This window comes from Pseudarthrobacter sp. NCCP-2145 (genome assembly GCF_023708005.1).
Taxonomy (GTDB): Bacteria; Actinomycetota; Actinomycetes; order Actinomycetales; family Micrococcaceae; genus Arthrobacter; species Arthrobacter oxydans.
Genome location: NZ_BRCG01000033.1, coordinates 1 through 16,441, shown reverse-complemented (window position 1 = coordinate 16,441; position 16,441 = coordinate 1). Strand labels below are relative to the sequence as shown.

Sequence of the window (16,441 nt, the reverse complement as noted above, 5' to 3'; positions counted from 1 at the left end):
AGCGAGGCAGGCGGCGAAGGAGCCCGACGCCGTGCCGGACCAGCGGCGGCCCCGTCCCCCGGCCTTGCCACGTGCGGGGAGCCGAGGCAGCTGCCGTCCCACCATTCACAGGGGCCACAGCACAACAAATGGGTTACACACCGCCCGGAAGCATTGAACACCACTACCCGGCGCTGTAGCGTGACGCTTAACGGTCAGCATGCTTAGCAACCGTCAGCGGGTGATGACCACGCCCGGCCCCCACCTAAGGAGCACGTCATGAGAATCGGATCCTCCATTTTCCTTATCGCCCTCGGCGCCATCCTCGCCTGGGCAGTCGCTCCAGGCCTTATTCCCTTCGTGGACCAGGTCCTCATCGGCTACATCCTCATCGCAGTGGGCGTTATTGGGCTCATTGCCTCCCTGATCCTCGCCTCGCCCGGCCGCAGCCGCCGCGTCAGCGAGACCCGCTCGGTAGTGGATCCCAACACCGGCGAACGCATCACCCGGAACGAAAGCCGCGACGGCGGGCTGTAGCCCCAGGGAAAGTCCCGGCTGGCCGCCTGGCTGGACATCGAGTGAACCCGACAAGCCGGGCCGGACCATTGCGGTCCGGCCCGGCTTTCGCGTCCCCCGGCGAGGGAGTTGCAGGGAGGAGCAGCGCGCGCATTTTGTTTCGTGTGGGTTTCCATTGACAAACCAACATAAGCAAAGATAAAGTCAAGTAACTCAACATCATGTGATGCCAGTCACGCAGACGTGCATACCCCAGGATGTGGGCACAGCAGGATCCACCGCACCAACTGAACTTACGCAACGGAGGGTACGTGTTCGCCGAGGAGCGCCAGCAAAAGATTGCCGAGCTTGTTGCCGGCAGCGGCCGGGTCAGCGTGACCCTCCTGGCCGAGCGCTTCCGCATCACCACCGAAACCGTCCGCCGCGACCTTGCCACCCTCGAAAGCGCCGGCACCGTCCGCCGGGTCCACGGCGGTGCCGTGGCAGCAGACCGCTTCAGCACCACCGAGGAAAGCGTCAACGAGCGCGCCATCCAGCGGCCGGACCAGAAGATCCGCATCGCCGAGGCCGCCCTGGCCCTGATACCGCGGAACGCTGCGGGAAGCGTCCTGATCGACGGCGGAACCACCACCGAAGTCCTGGCGGACATGCTCGCCCGCCGCGCCGCCGTCGAACCTTCCGACGCAACTGAACCGCGGGCGGAACTGGTGGCCATCACCCATGCCGTTCCGATCGCCGGCAAACTGTCCAGCGTCCCCGGGATCGCCCTGGACGTCCTGGGCGGCCGGGTGCGCGGCATCACCCAGGTTGCCGTGGGGCAGTCAACCGTGGAAGCCGCCGGCAGGCTCCGTCCGGACATCGCCTTTATCGGCACCAACGGAATCCACGCAAGCTTTGGCCTGAGCACTCCCGATCCTGAAGAGGCCGCCGTCAAGGCAGCCTTCGTCCGTTCGTCCCGCCGCATCGTGGTGCTGGCCGATTCCTCCAAGCTGGACACGGAAACCCTGGTCCAGTTCGCCTCCCTGAAAGATCTGGATACCTTGATTACAGACAGCGAACCAGGCCCGGAACTCGCAGCCGCCCTGGAAGAAGCCGGCGTTGACGTGGTGATCGCATGATTGTCACCTTCACCGCCAACCCAAGCCTGGACCGCACGGTTGCGCTTCCCGGCCCCCTGGAACGGGGCGAAGTGCAGCGTGCCGTCTCCGTCCGCCAGGAATCGGGAGGCAAGGGCGTCAATGTCTCCCGGGCACTGGTTGCCTCCGGCCTCGAATCCGTGGCGGTTCTTCCCGGTGCGGACAGTGATCCTGTCCTGGCCGGACTCCGCGAAACCGGCGTGCCGTTCGTATCGCTTCCCATCGATGAGCCGCTGCGCACCAACGTGGCCCTCACCGAACCCGGGGGCGTGACCACCAAGATCAATGAACCCGGGCCTGCCCTGGATGCGGACCAGCAGGAAGCCCTCATCAAGCTGCTGCTGGAAAGCTCGCGCGGCGCCAGCTGGGTTGTCCTGGCCGGTTCGCTCCCGCCGGGGTTCCCGGCTGACTTCTACGCCACGGTGGCCCGCCGGATCCGCGCAGCCGGAAACGGCAGCGCCCCGTATATTGCCGTGGACTCCTCCGGCGCCCCGCTGGCCGCGGCAATGTCCGGAGACGGTGCCGGCGCTGACGGTACCGCCACTGGTTCCGGGAAACCGGACCTCCTCAAACCCAACGCCGAAGAACTGGCGGAACTGGCTGCTGCAGCCGGCTTCGCCTCGGCCACCGCTGACGAACTGGAAGCGGATCCGGTGGCTGCCGCGGCAGCCGCTGCCGCCGTCGTGCGTTCCGGTGTGGGTGCTGTGCTGGCAACTCTCGGTTCCAAGGGAGCTGTCCTGGTAACGGCCGACGGCGCGTGGCTGGCCACGCATCCGCCGGTCGCCGCGGTCAGCACGGTAGGCGCGGGCGATTCCGCGCTTGCCGGCTACCTGCTCGCCCACGGCCGGGGCGCCGCCCCGGCCGACTGCCTTCGCCAGGCTGTGGCCCACGGTGCCGCAGCCGCCTCCCTGCCCGGTTCCACGGTTCCGGCAGTACACCAAACCACCCCGGACGCCGTAACCATCACGGCCCTTCGAAAGGATTGACAGTGACCCAGCTCATCACCACGGAACTGGTCGAGCTCGACCAGAACCTGGGCAACACGCCCGAGGCGGTGATCCGGCACCTGGCAAGCAAGGTCGCTGCCGCCGGACGCGCAACAGAAGTTGAAGGCCTCTTCGCCGACGCCTTCGCCCGCGAACAGAAAACCGCCACCGGCATCCCCGGCGGCATCGCCATCCCGCACTGCCGCTCGGCAGCCGTCACGGAACCCACCCTGGCCATGGCCCGCCTGAACCCCAAGGTGGACTTCGGCGCGAAGGACGGCCCGGCGGACCTGATTTTCTTCATCGCGGCCCCTGACGGAGCAGACCAGGCCCACCTGAAGCTCCTCTCCAAGCTCGCCCGGTCCCTGATCAAGAAGGACTTCACCGCAGCCCTGCGCAACGCCTCCTCCCGCGAGGAGATCGTGGAACTGGTTGACGGCGCACTGGCTGACAAGCCGGCCGCCCACGCAGCGGCAGTTCCTGCAGACGCTGCTGCCGTCGGTGCCGCCAGTGGCGCTGCCGGGGCTTCCGCGGTGGCAGGCGCCGGCGCTCCGGCAGCCTCCTCCGGCCCCAAGCGCCTGGTGGCTGTCACGGCCTGCCCCACGGGCATCGCCCACACCTACATGGCCGCCGACTCGCTCGTCGCCGCAGCCCAGGAGGCCGGCGTCGACCTGCAGGTGGAAACCCAGGGTTCCTCCGGCGCCAAGCCGCTGGACCCCGCCGTGATCGCCGCTGCCGACGCCGTGATCTTTGCGGTGGACGTGGATGTGCGCGGCAAGGAACGCTTCGCCGGCAAGCCCGTCATCAACGCGCCCGTCAAGCGCGGCATCGACGAACCCGCCAAGATGGTCCAGGAAGCTCTCGCCGCTGCCTCGGACCCCAACGCCCGCCGCGTCCCGCACTACGGAGCTGAGGAACAGGCAGAGCAGGCTGCAGCCGAAAAGGGCGAGCACATCGGCCAGAAGCTCAAGAGGGCCCTGCTCACCGGCGTGAGCTACATGATCCCGTTCGTCGCCGGCGGCGGCCTCCTGATCGCCTTGGGCTTCCTGCTCGGTGGCTACGACATCACCGACGTCGCGGACACCGTGGTGGTGGAGAACAACTTCGGCAACCTGCCCGAAGGCGGACTCGCCATCTACCTCGGTGCCGTGCTGTTCAAGATCGGCGCCCTGTCCATGGGCTTCCTGGTCCCGGCGCTGGCCGGCTATATCGCCTACGCCATTGCTGACAGGCCAGGTATTGCGCCAGGCTTCGTTGCAGGTGCTGTCTCCGGCTTCATGGGTGCAGGCTTCCTGGGCGGCATCGTGGGCGGCCTGCTGGCCGGCTACATGGCCCACCTGATCGGAACCTGGTCCGTCCCCCGCTGGCTGCGCGGCCTGATGCCGGTTGTCATCATCCCGCTGCTCGCATCCATCTTCGCCTCCGGCCTGATGTTCCTGGTCCTCGGCGGACCCATCGCCGGCCTCACCGCAGCACTGAACAGCTGGCTGTCCGGCATGACCGGCGCCTCCGCAGTGGTCCTGGGGATCATCCTGGGCCTCATGATGTGCTTCGACCTCGGCGGTCCCGTGAACAAGGTGGCCTACGCTTTCGCCGTCGCCGGCCTGAGCGCCGGCGCGGCCGACAACCAGGCTCCGTGGCAGATCATGGCAACGGTCATGGCAGCGGGCATGGTTCCGCCGCTGGCGATGGCCCTGGCCACCGTCCTGGACAAGAAGCTCTTCAGCCTGGCTGAGCGCGAAAACGGCAAGGCTGCCTGGCTGCTGGGGGCATCCTTCATCTCCGAAGGTGCCATCCCGTTCGCTGCCGCCGATCCGCTGCGCGTTATTCCTGCCAGCATGCTGGGCGGCGCCCTCACGGGCGCGCTGACCATGGCCTTCGGCGTAACATCGCAGGCACCCCACGGCGGCATCTTCGTATTCTTCGCCATTGGCAACGTGCTGATGTTCGTCCTCTCGATCATTGCCGGTACCATCGTCACTGCCCTGGCCGTGGTGGCACTGAAGCGCTGGGCAGCCCCCAAGACCGCTGATACCGTGGAATCCGTTCCCGCAACGGTCTGACCCTAACCACCAAGCTATCCGGCACTGGACCTACAGCACGCCGCAAGACAAAGGAGCAACAATGCCAGAACGCACCGCAACCGTCGCCAGCCGAGTAGGCCTGCACGCCCGCCCCGCCGCCATCTTTGCCGAGGCCGCGGGAGAATACGACCTGGACATCACCATCGCCCGTGAAGGCGAGCCGGCGGACGAGGCCATGGATGCTGCCAGCATCCTGTCCCTCATGAGCCTGGGCGCCTCGCACGGCGACGTTGTAGTCCTCCGCGCAGAGGGCGCCGGCGCGGACGATGCGCTGAACCACCTGGTCCAGATCCTGGAAACGGACCACGACGCCGAGTAGCGCACAAACCCCAGCGGCCGCCGTCGGGCCTCCCCATCCCGGGACACGCCCGACGGCGGCCGCCGGCTTTTAAGCCCCTCCTTGCCCATGTAGGTAGCAGCAAGTGTCGTTATGGCCGTCCATAACGACACTTGCTGCTACCCAGTTGAGGGGATCTACTTGGCCTTCTTCGCCGTGAACAGCAGGTACTCCCATTCCATCTGGAAGGGAGAGTCGCCGTGGGCATCACCGAAGGAATCAGCCAGCTCCGTCAGTGCCTGGTCCAGGGCTTTGACCTTGTCCCCGTCCTCCCCGATGTATTTGTAGACGGAGATGGTGGGGCCGTAGTGGGACTTGAAGTAGCGGACAAAGTCGCCGGGCTGGTGGAAGCTCCGCACGGCCAGGGTCTGCTTGCGTGCCGCGGTGTCCGTGATCCTGTCCCCCAGCAGTTCCCGGACGTGGTCCTCGGTGCCCCACAGCGGCGCCGGCTGGGCGCCGGGCGGAGGCGGCGGGGCGAAGGGCTTCATGGTGGCGAACATCCTGCCGATGAATCCTTCCGGGGTCCAGTGCAGCAGTCCAATGGTGCCGCCCGGTTTGCACACCCTCAGGAGTTCGTCAGCGGCCTGCTGGTGGTGGGGAGCAAACATGACGCCCAGGCAGGACATGACGACGTCGAACCCGGCGTCAGCGAAGGGCAGGGCCTCCGCGTCGGCCTCCTGCCAGTCCAGGCTGACTCCGCGGTTGGCAGCCTCGCGGCGGCCGGCCTCGAAAAGCTCAGGGGTGAGATCGCTGGCCACCACCTTGGCACCCATCATTGCCGCGGGAATGGCCGCGTTGCCCGATCCCGCGGCGACGTCCAGCACGTTGTGGCGGGACGTGATGCCGCAGGCTTCCACCAGGATGGCGCCCAGTTCCAGGAGCATCTCGTCTGCGAGGGCCGGGTAATCGCCGGAGGCCCACATGGCCCGGTGCTTCTGCTTGAGCTCCCGGTCCGCCTTCGCTGCGTCCGTCTGCCCGTTCGCCTTGGCTGTGTCCGTCTGGTCGTTCATTTCCGCGCCCCTCTCAGGTGGCAGGTCAGGGTGAGTGACAGCACGCTGTGAGGCCACAGCGGAGGCTGTGATGCGACTCATTGTGGACGCACCGGACGCCGCTGTAAAGGACCCGGAACAAACAGGTCCCCGCTACTTAAACAGGTGCCCGCTACCGGAAAGCAAGCAGGCCCAGTAGTAGTTTCTTAGGCATGGCATCGAACCACGGAGCAGGCTCCGCAGTCCGCGGACCATCACGCCGGCTTGCGCGCCCGCGTGCCGGTAGCCTTGCCGGCGGCGGATTTGGCAGCAGGTTTCGCGGCGGTGGACTTGGCAGCCGCGGACCTGGAGCCCGCGGACTTGCTCGCCGCGCCCTTGGCCTCCGAGGACTTGGCGGCGCCTGCCTTGTCCCCGGCCGATTTCGAGGAACTGGTTTTGCCGGCTGCGGGCTTATCCGCGGACTTGGCTGCGGCGGACTTGGCTGGGGCGGACGTGGCGGCCGTGGACCGTTTGCGCGCCGGCTTGGCTTCTTCCTCACCCTCACCGGCGGCGCCGCCGGAATCCCCGCCGGCCTCGTCACCAGCGCTGCCTGCCGCGGAACCGGAACCCCTTTTCCGGTCGAGGCTCCGCTTCAAGGCCTCCATCAGGTCGATGACTTCGCCCTTGCTGCCTTCGCCGGCTTCCACTCCAAAGGTTTCCTCCGTGTCCAGCGATTCGCCCTGCTCCAGCTTGGCCTCAATGAGCTGGCGGAGCTGCACCTGGTAGTCGTCCGTGAAGGAAGCGGGATCGAAATCCGCCGCCATGGACTCCACCAGCGCTGCGGACATGTCCCGTTCCTGCGCGCTGATCCGGACATCCGCCTCCAGGGACGGGAAGTTCGCCTCGCGCACCTCGTCCGGCCAGAGGAGGGACTGGAGCACCAGGACATCGTCCTTGATCCGCAGGGCGCCGAGCCGGGTCTTCTCCCGCAGCGCGAACTGGACGATGGCTACCCGGTCCGTGTCCTCCAGCGCCCTGCGAAGCAGCACGTAGGCCTTGGGCGACTTGGAGTCCGGTTCCAGGTAGTAGCTCTTCTCGAACATCATGGGCTCAAGCTGCTCCGACGGAACGAACTGCACCACTTCGATCTCGTGGCTGTTCTCGGCCGGAATAGCCTTGAGCTCCTCTTTGGACAGGACCACGGTCCGGCCGTCCTCCTCAAAGGCCTTCTCGATGTCCGAGTAATCAATGACCTGGCTGCAGACCTCGCACCGGCGCTGATAGCGGATCCGGCCGCCGTCGGCATTGTGGACCTGGTGCAGACTGATGTCATGATCCTCAGTGGCGCTGTAGACCTTCACGGGCACGTTGACCAGGCCGAACGCGATGGCACCCTTCCAAATGGCTCTCATTCATCAAGTGAACATCACGCAACGCCGCAGGTGAAGCCCCATGCCTGCCGCTAAGGACCGTGTCCGGGTTGCCGGGCGGGAACTGACCCTCACCAACCTGGACAAGGTCATCTATCCGGAGACCGGCACCACCAAGGCGGACGTCCTGGCCTACTACGCCGCCGTGGCCCACGTCCTGATCCCCGCGGCATACAACAGGCCGGCCACCAGGAAACGGTGGGTGAACGGCGTGGGGACAGCGGACAAGCCCGGCGAGGTGTTCTTCCAGAAGAACCTGGAGGACTCGGCCCCCGGGTGGCTCCCGCGGGCCGCCATCACCCACAAGGACCGCACCATCCACTATCCGATGGTCAACGACCCCGCCACGCTCACCTGGTTCGGCCAGATCAACTCGCTGGAAATCCACGTGCCCCAGTGGCAGGTGGACTCCCACGGCAGCCAGCTGAACCCCGACAGGCTGGTCCTGGACCTGGATCCCGGGGAAGGCGCAGGGCTGGGGGCCTGCGTGGAAGTGGCCCTCCTGGCCCGCACCATCCTCCAGGACGTGGGCATGGACCCGGTCCCCGTCACGAGCGGCAGCAAGGGCATCCACCTGTACGCCGCCCTGGACCGGTCCCAAACCTCGGAGCAGATCTCCGCCTTCGCCCGCGAGCTCGCGCGGGCCCTTGAAGCCGACCACCCGGACCTGGCCGTCAGCGACATGAAGAAGACCCTGCGCAAGGGCAAGGTGCTGGTGGACTGGAGCCAGAACAACGCGGCCAAAACCACCATCGTCCCCTATTCCCTCCGCGGCCGCCCCACGCCCATGGTGGCTGCGCCCCGGACCTGGGAGGAGATCGGCTCCCCCGGACTCACGCACCTGGACTACAGGGAGGTCATGAGGCGGGTGCAGGACGGCACGGACCCGTTCGCCGTCGTCGTCGATGCCGGCGGCGACCCCCGCCTGGGCAAGTACCGCTCCATGCGCGATCCCGCCAAGACCCCCGAGCCCTTCACGGGTGCGCCCGGCAGCGGCGACACCTTCGTGATCCAGGAACACCATGCCAGCCGCCTGCACTATGACTTCAGGCTGGAGCACGAGGGAGTGCTGGTGTCCTGGGCGCTGCCAAGGGGCGTTCCGGAATCAAGCGGCAAGAACCACCTGGCGGTCCAGACCGAGGACCATCCCCTTGACTACGCCGGCTTTGAAGGGACCATCCCCAAGGGCGAGTACGGTGCCGGCGAGGTCACCATCTGGGACCACGGGACCTATGAGCTGCACAAGTGGATCAACGGCCGGGAAGTCATCGCCACTTTGACCGGTTCGGAGGGAGGTGGCCTGGGCGGAACCAGGAAGTTCGCGCTCATCCACACCGGCCGCGGCCAGGGGAAAGACTCAGAGGGACAGTGGCTCATCCACCTGATGGATCCGGAACGCCACGGCGGCAAGCGGAAACAGGCGGTTCCGGGGCAGGCAGTTCCGGGCCCCTCCGTTCCAGGGCCGGAAAAGGAGGACGGCGGGACGCCGACCGGGGCGGCGGGCCCGGCACCCGATCCCGGGGAGTACCGGCCCATGATGGCCACCTCTGGCGACGTTGCCGCCCTGCAGGGCAGCGACTGGCAGTTCGAACTCAAGTGGGACGGGGTGCGCGCCATCCTGGTGGCCGACGAAAAAGCGGTCAGGATCTTCAGCCGCAACGGAAACGACGTCACCCGGAGCTACCCGGAACTGGCCGACAGGCAGTGCTGGCCGGACCAGCCGTTCGTGGCGGATGGCGAGATCATCGCCATCGGGCCGTCCGGCAGGCCTGACTTCGGCCTGCTCCAGGGACGGATGAAGCTCACCCGGCCCGCCGACGTCGCAAGGGCGCGGACCGCCATCCCCGTGCAGCTGATGCTTTTCGACCTGCTGAACGACGGCGGCACGGACCTCCGGCGGCTGCCGCTCGCCACGCGCCGGCAACGGCTGGAGGAATTCTTCACCCCGTCCGGCTGCCCCGTGGGCCTCTCACCGGTTCTGGAGGAACAGGTGGAACACATCCTGGAGAGCGCCCGGGAACTAGGCCTGGAAGGGGTGATGGCCAAGCGGACGGACAGCCGCTACGTGAGCGGGCAGCGGACCCGCACCTGGACCAAGCTGAAAGTGGAGCAGACGCAGGAGGTGGTGGTGGGCGGCTGGCGCCCCGGCAAAGGCGGCCGGCAGGACACCGTGGGCTCCCTGCTGGTGGGCATCCCGGACGGCAGGAAGCTGCAGTATGCGGGACGGGTGGGCAGCGGGTTCAGCTCCCGGGAACTGGCGGAGCTCCGGCAGACTGTTGAACGCCTGGCAAGGAAAACCTCCCCGTTCCAGGACGTCCCGCGCGAGGATGCCGCGGATGCGCACTGGATCTCCCCCGAACTGGTTGGCGAGGTGACGTACAGCGAGTGGACGGGCACGGGACGGCTCCGGCACCCCGTGTGGCGGGGCTGGCGGCTGGACAAAGAGCCGTCGGAGGTAGCGCGCGAAGACTGAGCCGCAGGCGGGCGAGCTGGCCGCGGACCTTCGGGGAACGACCGGAACAGCAAAAAAGGGCTGGGAACACCTGTCCGGCGTTCCCAGCCCTTGTGTGCATCCCAGGGGATGGGTTTCCTCAGGAGGAGTGGGGCATCTGCGGCCGGCTGGTGCGGTGGATGGCCGTCACTGCGGCTCCCTGCCCCATGCGGCCGTGGCTTGCATCCCGCTCCTTCGGGTGCCGCCGCTTTCCGTTGCCGTCCGGCCAGGTGCGCTGCCCGGGTCCCGCCATCGGGGCAAGCGGTGCTTCCGCGCCCGGCATGTCAGGGGTGTCCATTGCCTCGGCGAGGTGGCTCGCCACCTCCGGATTGATGTGCTTTTTCATGTTGTCGTCAGCCATTTGTTCTTCCTTTCCGCGGTGAAATGAAGTGCTACCAAGAGTGGCCGCTCAGGGCCGTGTACGACTGAAGGAGAGGCGGGCCGGGCGCGGGCCGCAGGCGTCCGCCTAGATGAAAGAGAGTGTTCCCATGGCACAACCTTAGGGAGGCGCGGCGCGCCTGTGAACCCCCCTTTTCGCCCCGGCGGGAAAGGGCCGACGGCGACGTCCCGCCGGTTGCGCGGAACGGCAGGAAACGCCGTGGCCGCCGTCACAATGGGCCCCGAAAGCGGCGCTAATCGCGGCACTGTGGCGCATACCACTTAAATACTTGGGCAGCGGGTGCGCCTGTGGCGGGCTTCGCCAGTGATGGCAAGGGAATCGGCGGGGAGGGGAAACTCCGCTGCAGCGTACCGAGGACCCCGAAAAGGGCCGATCCTACGGCATCAGAAGGCCGTCCGCCACGGCATTCGCGTAAAATTGAAGGCCTGCCCAGAGCGGGGCAGCTACAAGTCGCAAGCAAATGACCTCCACAGGAGTTGCCCAAATGCCCACAGACCGAAGCGTGAACCACTCTTCCGCAGGCCTTAATCCCGCCTCCGGAACCAACCCAGCTGCACCCCCCGGAGCGACGTCTCCGGCGGCTTCCAGGAATCCCCGGAAACCGAAAATACTCGCACGGCGCCGGCTCAAGGAGTCGGACGTCAACGTGGTTGACCAGCCCATGCTGAAGAAGGCCCTCGGCGGAACCATCGTGGGCAACACCATGGAGTGGTACGACGTCGGCGTGTTCGGCTACCTCATCACCACGATGGGTCCTGTCTTCCTGCCGGAATCCGATCCCACCACCCAGACCCTGTTCCTGCTGGGTACCTTTGCCGCCACATTCATCGCCCGTCCCCTGGGCGGCGTGATCTTCGGCTGGCTGGGTGACAAGATGGGCCGGCAAAAGGTCCTTGCCGCCACACTGATGCTGATGGCCGCAAGCACGTTCGCCATCGGCCTCCTGCCCGGATATGCGCAGATCGGGCTGTGGGCCGCCGGGCTCCTGGTGCTGCTGAAGATCATCCAGGGCTTCTCCACCGGCGGTGAGTATGCCGGCGCCACGACCTTCGTCAGCGAGTACTCCCCCGACAAGCGCCGCGGCTTCTTTGCCAGCTTCCTGGACCTGGGCAGCTACATGGGCTTCGCCATCGGCGCCGCCCTCGTCTCGGTCCTGCAGCTGACGCTCGGCCAGGCAGCCATGGAGGAATGGGGCTGGCGGATTCCCTTCCTGATCGCCGGCCCGCTGGGCCTGATCGCCGTCTACTTCCGGAGCAAGATCGAGGAATCCCCGCAGTTCCAGGCCACCTTGGATGCCCAGGAGGACCTTGCCAAGAATGCTGCCGCCTCTGACCAGGCAACGGCCAAGGGCCCGGTGGGAATCGTCAAGGCCTACTGGCGCTCCATCATTGTTGCCATGGTCCTGGTGGCGGCGGCCAACACGGCCGGCTACGCGCTCACGTCCTACATGCCCACATACCTCACTGAGTCCAAGGGCTACGATCCGGTGCACGGCACCCTGCTGACCATCCCCGTGCTGGTGGTCATGAGCCTCTGCATTCCGCTGACCGGGAAGTTGTCGGACCGGATCGGCCGCAGGCCCGTCCTGTGGATCGGGGCAGTCAGCACGGTGGTTTTGGCCATTCCGGCCTTCACGCTGATCGGCATCGGTGAGATCTGGTCAACCCTGGCCGGCCTGGCGCTGATTGCGTTCCCCGTGACCTTCTACGTTGCCAATCTGGCCTCGGCCCTCCCGGCGCAGTTCCCCACCTCCAGCCGGTATGGGGCCATGGGCATCGCGTACAACTTCTCGGTGGCGATCTTCGGCGGCACCACGCCGTTCATCGTCGCAGCTCTCATCGGCGCCACGGGCAACGACATGATGCCCGCGTACTACCTGATGGCAACCTCGCTGGTGGGCGCCGTGGCCATCTACTTCCTGAAGGAGTCGGCCCAGCGTCCGCTGCCCGGATCCATGCCCAGCGTGGATACCCAGGCTGAGGCCCGCGAACTTGTTGCCACGCAGGACGAGAACCCGCTGCTCAACCTGGACGAACTCCCGTTCGACGAACAGGACATCACCGATTCACGGGATACCGGGAAGGTTGCTGCCGGCGTCTAGCCTGTCCTGCCGCAGCACCGCCTGCGGCGCAACCTTTCCGGGGCACGTCATGCAGCCCCGCTCAGAAGGCCCGTCCCGCGTGTTTCCTTGGGGGAAGCACGCTGGGCGGGCCTTTGGCGTCCCAGTCACAATGACGCCCCATGTCCCCTGGCCCCCGGCGGAAATGACCGGCCGTGCCGCCCGGTGGTAACTTCCTGATGGCCGGTCGGGAAATCAGCAGGAGGTTGGGTGCCATGGAACGCGTCCTCCTTCAGGTGCGCGCGCTCCACCGGCTGGAGCCGGCCAACAACGACCATCTCGCCGCCGCCCGCGTGGCCCTCAGCGTGGCCGTTCCGTCGCTCCTGCTTCTGGCAGCGGGCCGCACCGACCTGATCATTTACGCCGTGTTTGGTGCCCTGACCGGCATGTACGGCCGGTCCGAACCGCACCAGCTGCGGCTCAGGCACCAGTCCCAGGCCGCCGTCGTCCTGCTCACCGGCGTGGCTGTGGGTGTGTTCCTGTCCGTAAACCATCTCCACTCTTGGTGGCTGGTGGGCGTAGAGGCAGCCCTGGCCGGCGTCGGATCGGTCTTTGCTGACCGCGTACGGCTCAAGCCCAACGGACCGTTTTTCGGGATCCTTGCACTGGGCGCCTGCGCCTCGGTACCCACGGTGGTGCCCTGGCAGATGACCATCCTGATCGCCGCAGGCTCCGCCGCGTTCTCCATGCTGGTGGGGTTCGGCGGCTGGTTCCGCCGGAGGTCCTGGCAGCGCGGCGCCGTCCGGGCTGCTCCCGGCGTGACCCCCGCCGGGCACCGGGAGGTGCTGGTGCACGCCGCCCGCTACATCCTGGCTGTAGGTGCCGCCGGCACGGCAGGCGTCCTGACGGGCGGCGGGCATCCGCACTGGGCCATGGCGGCAGCCGCCGTGCCGCTCGCGGGAGCCGACCTCCCCAGCAGCGTCCGGCGCGGCGTCCACCGCATTGTGGGAACGTTCCTGGGGCTGGCAGTGACCGCCGTCGTGATTCTTCCCGTTCCTTGGTCCCTGGCGGGCCTGTTTCCGGGCGGGCAGGCCGTGGTGCTGGCCCTCCTGGTGGTCCTCTTCCAGTTCACCACCGAGCTCTTCATGACCCGCCACTACGGTCTTGCCATGGTTTCCTTTACGCCCGTGATCCTGCTGATGACACAGCTTGCCCATCCCATTGATCCCGCGGTCCTGATCCTGGAGCGCGGGGCGGAGACCCTGGCAGGGGCCCTGGTGGGGATCGCCGTGGTGGTGGCCGTCCGGCCGGCAGCGACCCGCACGCCGGCTGCCCTACTGGGGCGTGCGGGCGCCCTTCGGCTTCCGCGCAGGCCCCGCCACTAGCCGTGCCGGCGCTATCCGCGCCACGGCCGCCACTACTTTGTACCGCCTGGACGGGATGGAAACTGCTTTGCCCCGCGCGTTGTCCGCCAGGCCGTCACGGACCACCCGCCCGGCATGCAGCCACGCCCACGACGGCGCGACAGACTTGTCCATCCCCATCCGGTCGTGGAACTCCGTGTGGGTGAAGCCGGGGCAGACCGCGGTGACCTTGATACCCTGCCTGGCGTAGGCGAGGTTCGCCCACCGGCTGAAACTCACCAGCCAGGCCTTGGCAGCGGAGTACGTCCCCCGGGGGAGGAAGGCCGCAATGCTGGCCACGTTGATGATCCGGCCGGAACGGCGCTCCAGCATCCCCTTCAAGGCTGCATGGGTCAGCTCCATGGCCGTTTCCCCATGCAGCTTCAGGTGCTTTTTCTCCTCCGAGATGGGGTTGTCCTCGAAGTTGTGCAACAGCCCGATCCCGGCGTTGTTCACCAGGATCTCCACCGGACGCTGCGGATCGGACAGGCGTCCGACGACGGCTGCCACGCCGTCGTCTGACGCGAGGTCTGCTGGGAGTACCTCAGCCGTGACCCCGTAACGCCGCTCCAGCTCCGCCGCGGATTCCTCGAGGCGGGCGCGGTTCCGTGCCACCAGCACCACGTCGTGGCCCTGCGAGGCGAGCTGCCGGGCGAACTCGGCTCCCAGCCCGGCACTGGCTCCGGTGATGAGGGCGGTGGTCCTGGCGGCTGCATCGGAAGTCTTTGGGGTCATGGGGCAAGCCTAGCCAGATCCCTCCTCCGTGGCCTGCGCTGCGCGGAACCTGGCAAGGGGGTTGGCCAGCCGGCCGGCCATCTGGAGTCCCCCGGAGGGGTCGGTGAGGTCCAGCATCTGCTGGTTGTTGCGCAGTTGGAGCCGGTTCAGGCAGGACAGCTCGAAGTCCGCCGCGAAAAGGTCATGGCGGGCGAACTGGGCTGCGAGCTCGGGATGCTGGGCCTGGTAGTCCTTGATGGCCTCCGCGGCCGTCCGCCAGAAGCCCTCCTGGGCCAGGATGCCCTCCTCTTCAAACAGGGCGGCCAGGAAGCGGAAGATGCAGTCGAAGATGTCCGTGAAGATGGCCAGGACCTTCTCGCCGTCAGGGATGTCCGCCTTGATGCGCGAGACGTCCCCGGGGAGGTCCACCCTCTCCCCCATCACCACGATCTCCTCGGCAATGTCCTTCATGATTGCCCTGACGGGGACGCCGTCCTCCAGCACCAGGATCACGTTCTCGCCGTGCGGCATGAAGGCCAGTTCGTACCGGTAGAGGCAGTGGACCAGCGGGACGAGGTAGGCCTCGAAGTAGCGCCGCAGCCACTCCTCGGGGCGGAGGCCGGAACGCTCCACCAGGGCTGCCACCATGGGCGTGCCGGCGGAATCGGTGTGCAGGAGCGAGGCCATGGTGGCCAGTTGCTGCCCGTCCGCCAGCAGCGGCAGCGGGCTTTCGCGCCAGAGTGCGGAGAGCATCTTGCGGTAGGGGGACCCGGGCGCGGACCCTGCCTCGTAGTACCCGTTGTGGTAGCCGATCGCTGCCACCTCGGCGATCATAGTGAAGCCACGCCGCTGCAGCGCGCCGTCCGCCTCGATCAGGTTCCGCAGCCAGCCGTTGATTGCGGGCGTGGCTTTCATGTACTGCGGCGACAGGCCCCGCATGAAGCCCATGTTGAGCACGGACATGGCGGTCTTGACGTAGGTCCGCTCCGGCGCAGTGACATTGAAGAACGTGCGGATGGACTGCTGTGCCTGGTAGCTGTCCGACCCGGTTCCCACATGCACAATGCGCTGCCGGGCAATCTCCGCGGCGAAGGTGACAGCCAGTTTGTTCTCCCACTGCCATGGGTGGACCGGCATCAGGAAGTAGAGGTCCGGGTCCAGGCCCAGCGCGTGGAGCCGGGCGTGGAAGGTGCCCAGGAGGGGGCCCAGTTCGGCGTCCAGGTGGGCCCGGTAGTCCAGCCCTTCGGCGGCGGTGAAGACGGCGCTGCTCCGGTGCACGGCGATCCATTCCAGCAGGACCGGGGCGCCGGTTTCCGGGGCGAAGGCGTGGTAGTCGCTGATGCCGAAGCCCAGGCGCCCGTTGTTGGCGACGAAGCACGGGTGGCCTTCCGTCATGCTGCGCTCGATGGCCTGGAAGTCAGCCGCCGGGTTCCGTCCGCCGGTGATGCCGGCCGCCAGCCCGGCCGACGACGGCTGGCCGGCCCATTGCTTGTACGCATGGCTTGCCAGCGTGCTGCTGATCTCCTCCAGGTAGACGGGCAGCATCTGGATGTTGATGCCAAGGGTTTCATGGAACGCCGTGACGAACTCCAGCACGTCCAGCGGCGCCTCGGTGCCGTCCCGGAAATACCTGATGGAATCAGCGTCGATGGACCAGTGTTCGAGTTCCAGGAGCCGGGCGTCGAAGTGGTACTGGTGCGTGCCGTCGCCGCTGGCCAGACGGTAGCTGCCGCTTCCGTTCACCGGTTCGGGGGCCAGGATCCGTTCGTGCGAAAACTCGGCGAGCGCCTTGCGCAACAGGTGCCGGTTCGCCCTGGCCCAGGCCTCTGCCGTGAGGTGAGGGACGGGGGCGGCGGGCTGGCCGGCGGTGGTGGATTGTTCGAGCTGGATGGTCACAGTGATGCTCCCTGGGGGATAAGCGGGCGGGACGGCATGGCG

Annotated in this window: 13 protein-coding genes; 8 read left to right on the top strand and 5 right to left on the bottom strand. The window is 67.2% G+C overall.

Going from position 1 to position 16,441, the window contains the following annotated elements; translation table 11 throughout:
- Positions 1 to 258 precede the first annotated feature (258 nt).
- The 5 genes from NFU08_RS20060 to NFU08_RS20040 all read left to right on the top strand — a co-directional run bounded on the left by NFU08_RS20060 (position 259) and on the right by NFU08_RS20040 (position 5,020).
- Positions 259 to 516 carry a DUF6458 family protein gene (locus NFU08_RS20060; RefSeq protein WP_066273382.1) on the top strand — a complete coding sequence of 86 codons (258 nt, stop codon included), beginning with the start codon at positions 259 to 261 and terminating at the stop codon, positions 514 to 516.
- A gap of 290 nt (positions 517 to 806) precedes the next feature.
- A complete protein-coding gene (locus tag NFU08_RS20055) occupies positions 807 to 1,613 on the top strand; it encodes a DeoR/GlpR family DNA-binding transcription regulator (protein WP_251425785.1) in 807 nt (268 codons plus the stop codon).
- On the top strand, positions 1,610 to 2,617 hold the full coding sequence (locus NFU08_RS20050) for a 1-phosphofructokinase family hexose kinase (RefSeq protein WP_174180543.1): 1,008 nt from the start codon (positions 1,610 to 1,612) through the stop codon (positions 2,615 to 2,617). Before NFU08_RS20055 ends, NFU08_RS20050 begins: the two co-directional genes overlap by 4 nt.
- Positions 2,618 to 2,619: 2 nt before the next feature.
- Positions 2,620 to 4,680 (top strand): fructose-specific PTS transporter subunit EIIC, encoded by a 2,061-nt coding sequence (locus NFU08_RS20045; protein ID WP_251425782.1) that lies wholly within the window; start codon positions 2,620 to 2,622, stop codon positions 4,678 to 4,680.
- A gap of 61 nt (positions 4,681 to 4,741) precedes the next feature.
- Positions 4,742 to 5,020, top strand: coding sequence for an HPr family phosphocarrier protein (locus tag NFU08_RS20040; RefSeq protein WP_056333115.1), 279 nt, complete (start codon positions 4,742 to 4,744; stop codon positions 5,018 to 5,020).
- 155 nt (positions 5,021 to 5,175) lie between these two features.
- On the opposite strand, the gene NFU08_RS20035 is transcribed toward NFU08_RS20040, so the two are convergent.
- Both NFU08_RS20035 and NFU08_RS20030 read right to left on the bottom strand, forming a co-directional pair.
- On the bottom strand, positions 5,176 to 6,048 hold the full coding sequence (locus tag NFU08_RS20035; protein WP_251425780.1) for a class I SAM-dependent methyltransferase: 873 nt from the start codon (positions 6,046 to 6,048) through the stop codon (positions 5,176 to 5,178).
- Between the two features lie 233 nt (positions 6,049 to 6,281).
- Positions 6,282 to 7,418, bottom strand: a complete 1,137-nt coding sequence (locus tag NFU08_RS20030; protein ID WP_251425778.1) for a Ku protein — start codon at positions 7,416 to 7,418, stop codon at positions 6,282 to 6,284.
- A 40-nt stretch (positions 7,419 to 7,458) separates the two neighbouring features.
- Between NFU08_RS20030 and NFU08_RS20025 the strand changes: the two genes are divergently transcribed.
- Positions 7,459 to 9,909 (top strand): ATP-dependent DNA ligase, encoded by a 2,451-nt coding sequence (locus NFU08_RS20025; RefSeq protein WP_251425776.1) that lies wholly within the window; start codon positions 7,459 to 7,461, stop codon positions 9,907 to 9,909.
- A 118-nt stretch (positions 9,910 to 10,027) separates the two neighbouring features.
- Here the strand turns inward: NFU08_RS20025 and NFU08_RS20020 are convergent, their stop codons facing one another.
- Entirely contained in the window at positions 10,028 to 10,288 is a 261-nt protein-coding gene (locus tag NFU08_RS20020) for a hypothetical protein (RefSeq protein ID WP_174180553.1), read from the bottom strand.
- A 523-nt stretch (positions 10,289 to 10,811) separates the two neighbouring features.
- Between NFU08_RS20020 and NFU08_RS20015 the strand changes: the two genes are divergently transcribed.
- A complete protein-coding gene (locus NFU08_RS20015) occupies positions 10,812 to 12,428 on the top strand; it encodes an MFS transporter (RefSeq protein WP_251425774.1) in 1,617 nt (538 codons plus the stop codon).
- A 233-nt stretch (positions 12,429 to 12,661) separates the two neighbouring features.
- Positions 12,662 to 13,771: an FUSC family protein gene (locus NFU08_RS20010; protein WP_251425773.1), complete on the top strand. Its 1,110-nt coding sequence runs from the start codon at positions 12,662 to 12,664 to the stop codon at positions 13,769 to 13,771.
- On the opposite strand, the gene NFU08_RS20005 is transcribed toward NFU08_RS20010, so the two are convergent.
- Positions 13,721 to 14,524, bottom strand: a complete 804-nt coding sequence (locus NFU08_RS20005) for an SDR family oxidoreductase (protein ID WP_174180559.1) — start codon at positions 14,522 to 14,524, stop codon at positions 13,721 to 13,723. The genes NFU08_RS20010 and NFU08_RS20005 overlap by 51 nt on opposite strands.
- Before the next feature lie 9 nt (positions 14,525 to 14,533).
- Positions 14,534 to 16,399, bottom strand: a complete 1,866-nt coding sequence (locus tag NFU08_RS20000) for an IucA/IucC family siderophore biosynthesis protein (RefSeq protein ID WP_251425806.1) — start codon at positions 16,397 to 16,399, stop codon at positions 14,534 to 14,536.
- Positions 16,400 to 16,441: the final 42 nt, after the last annotated feature.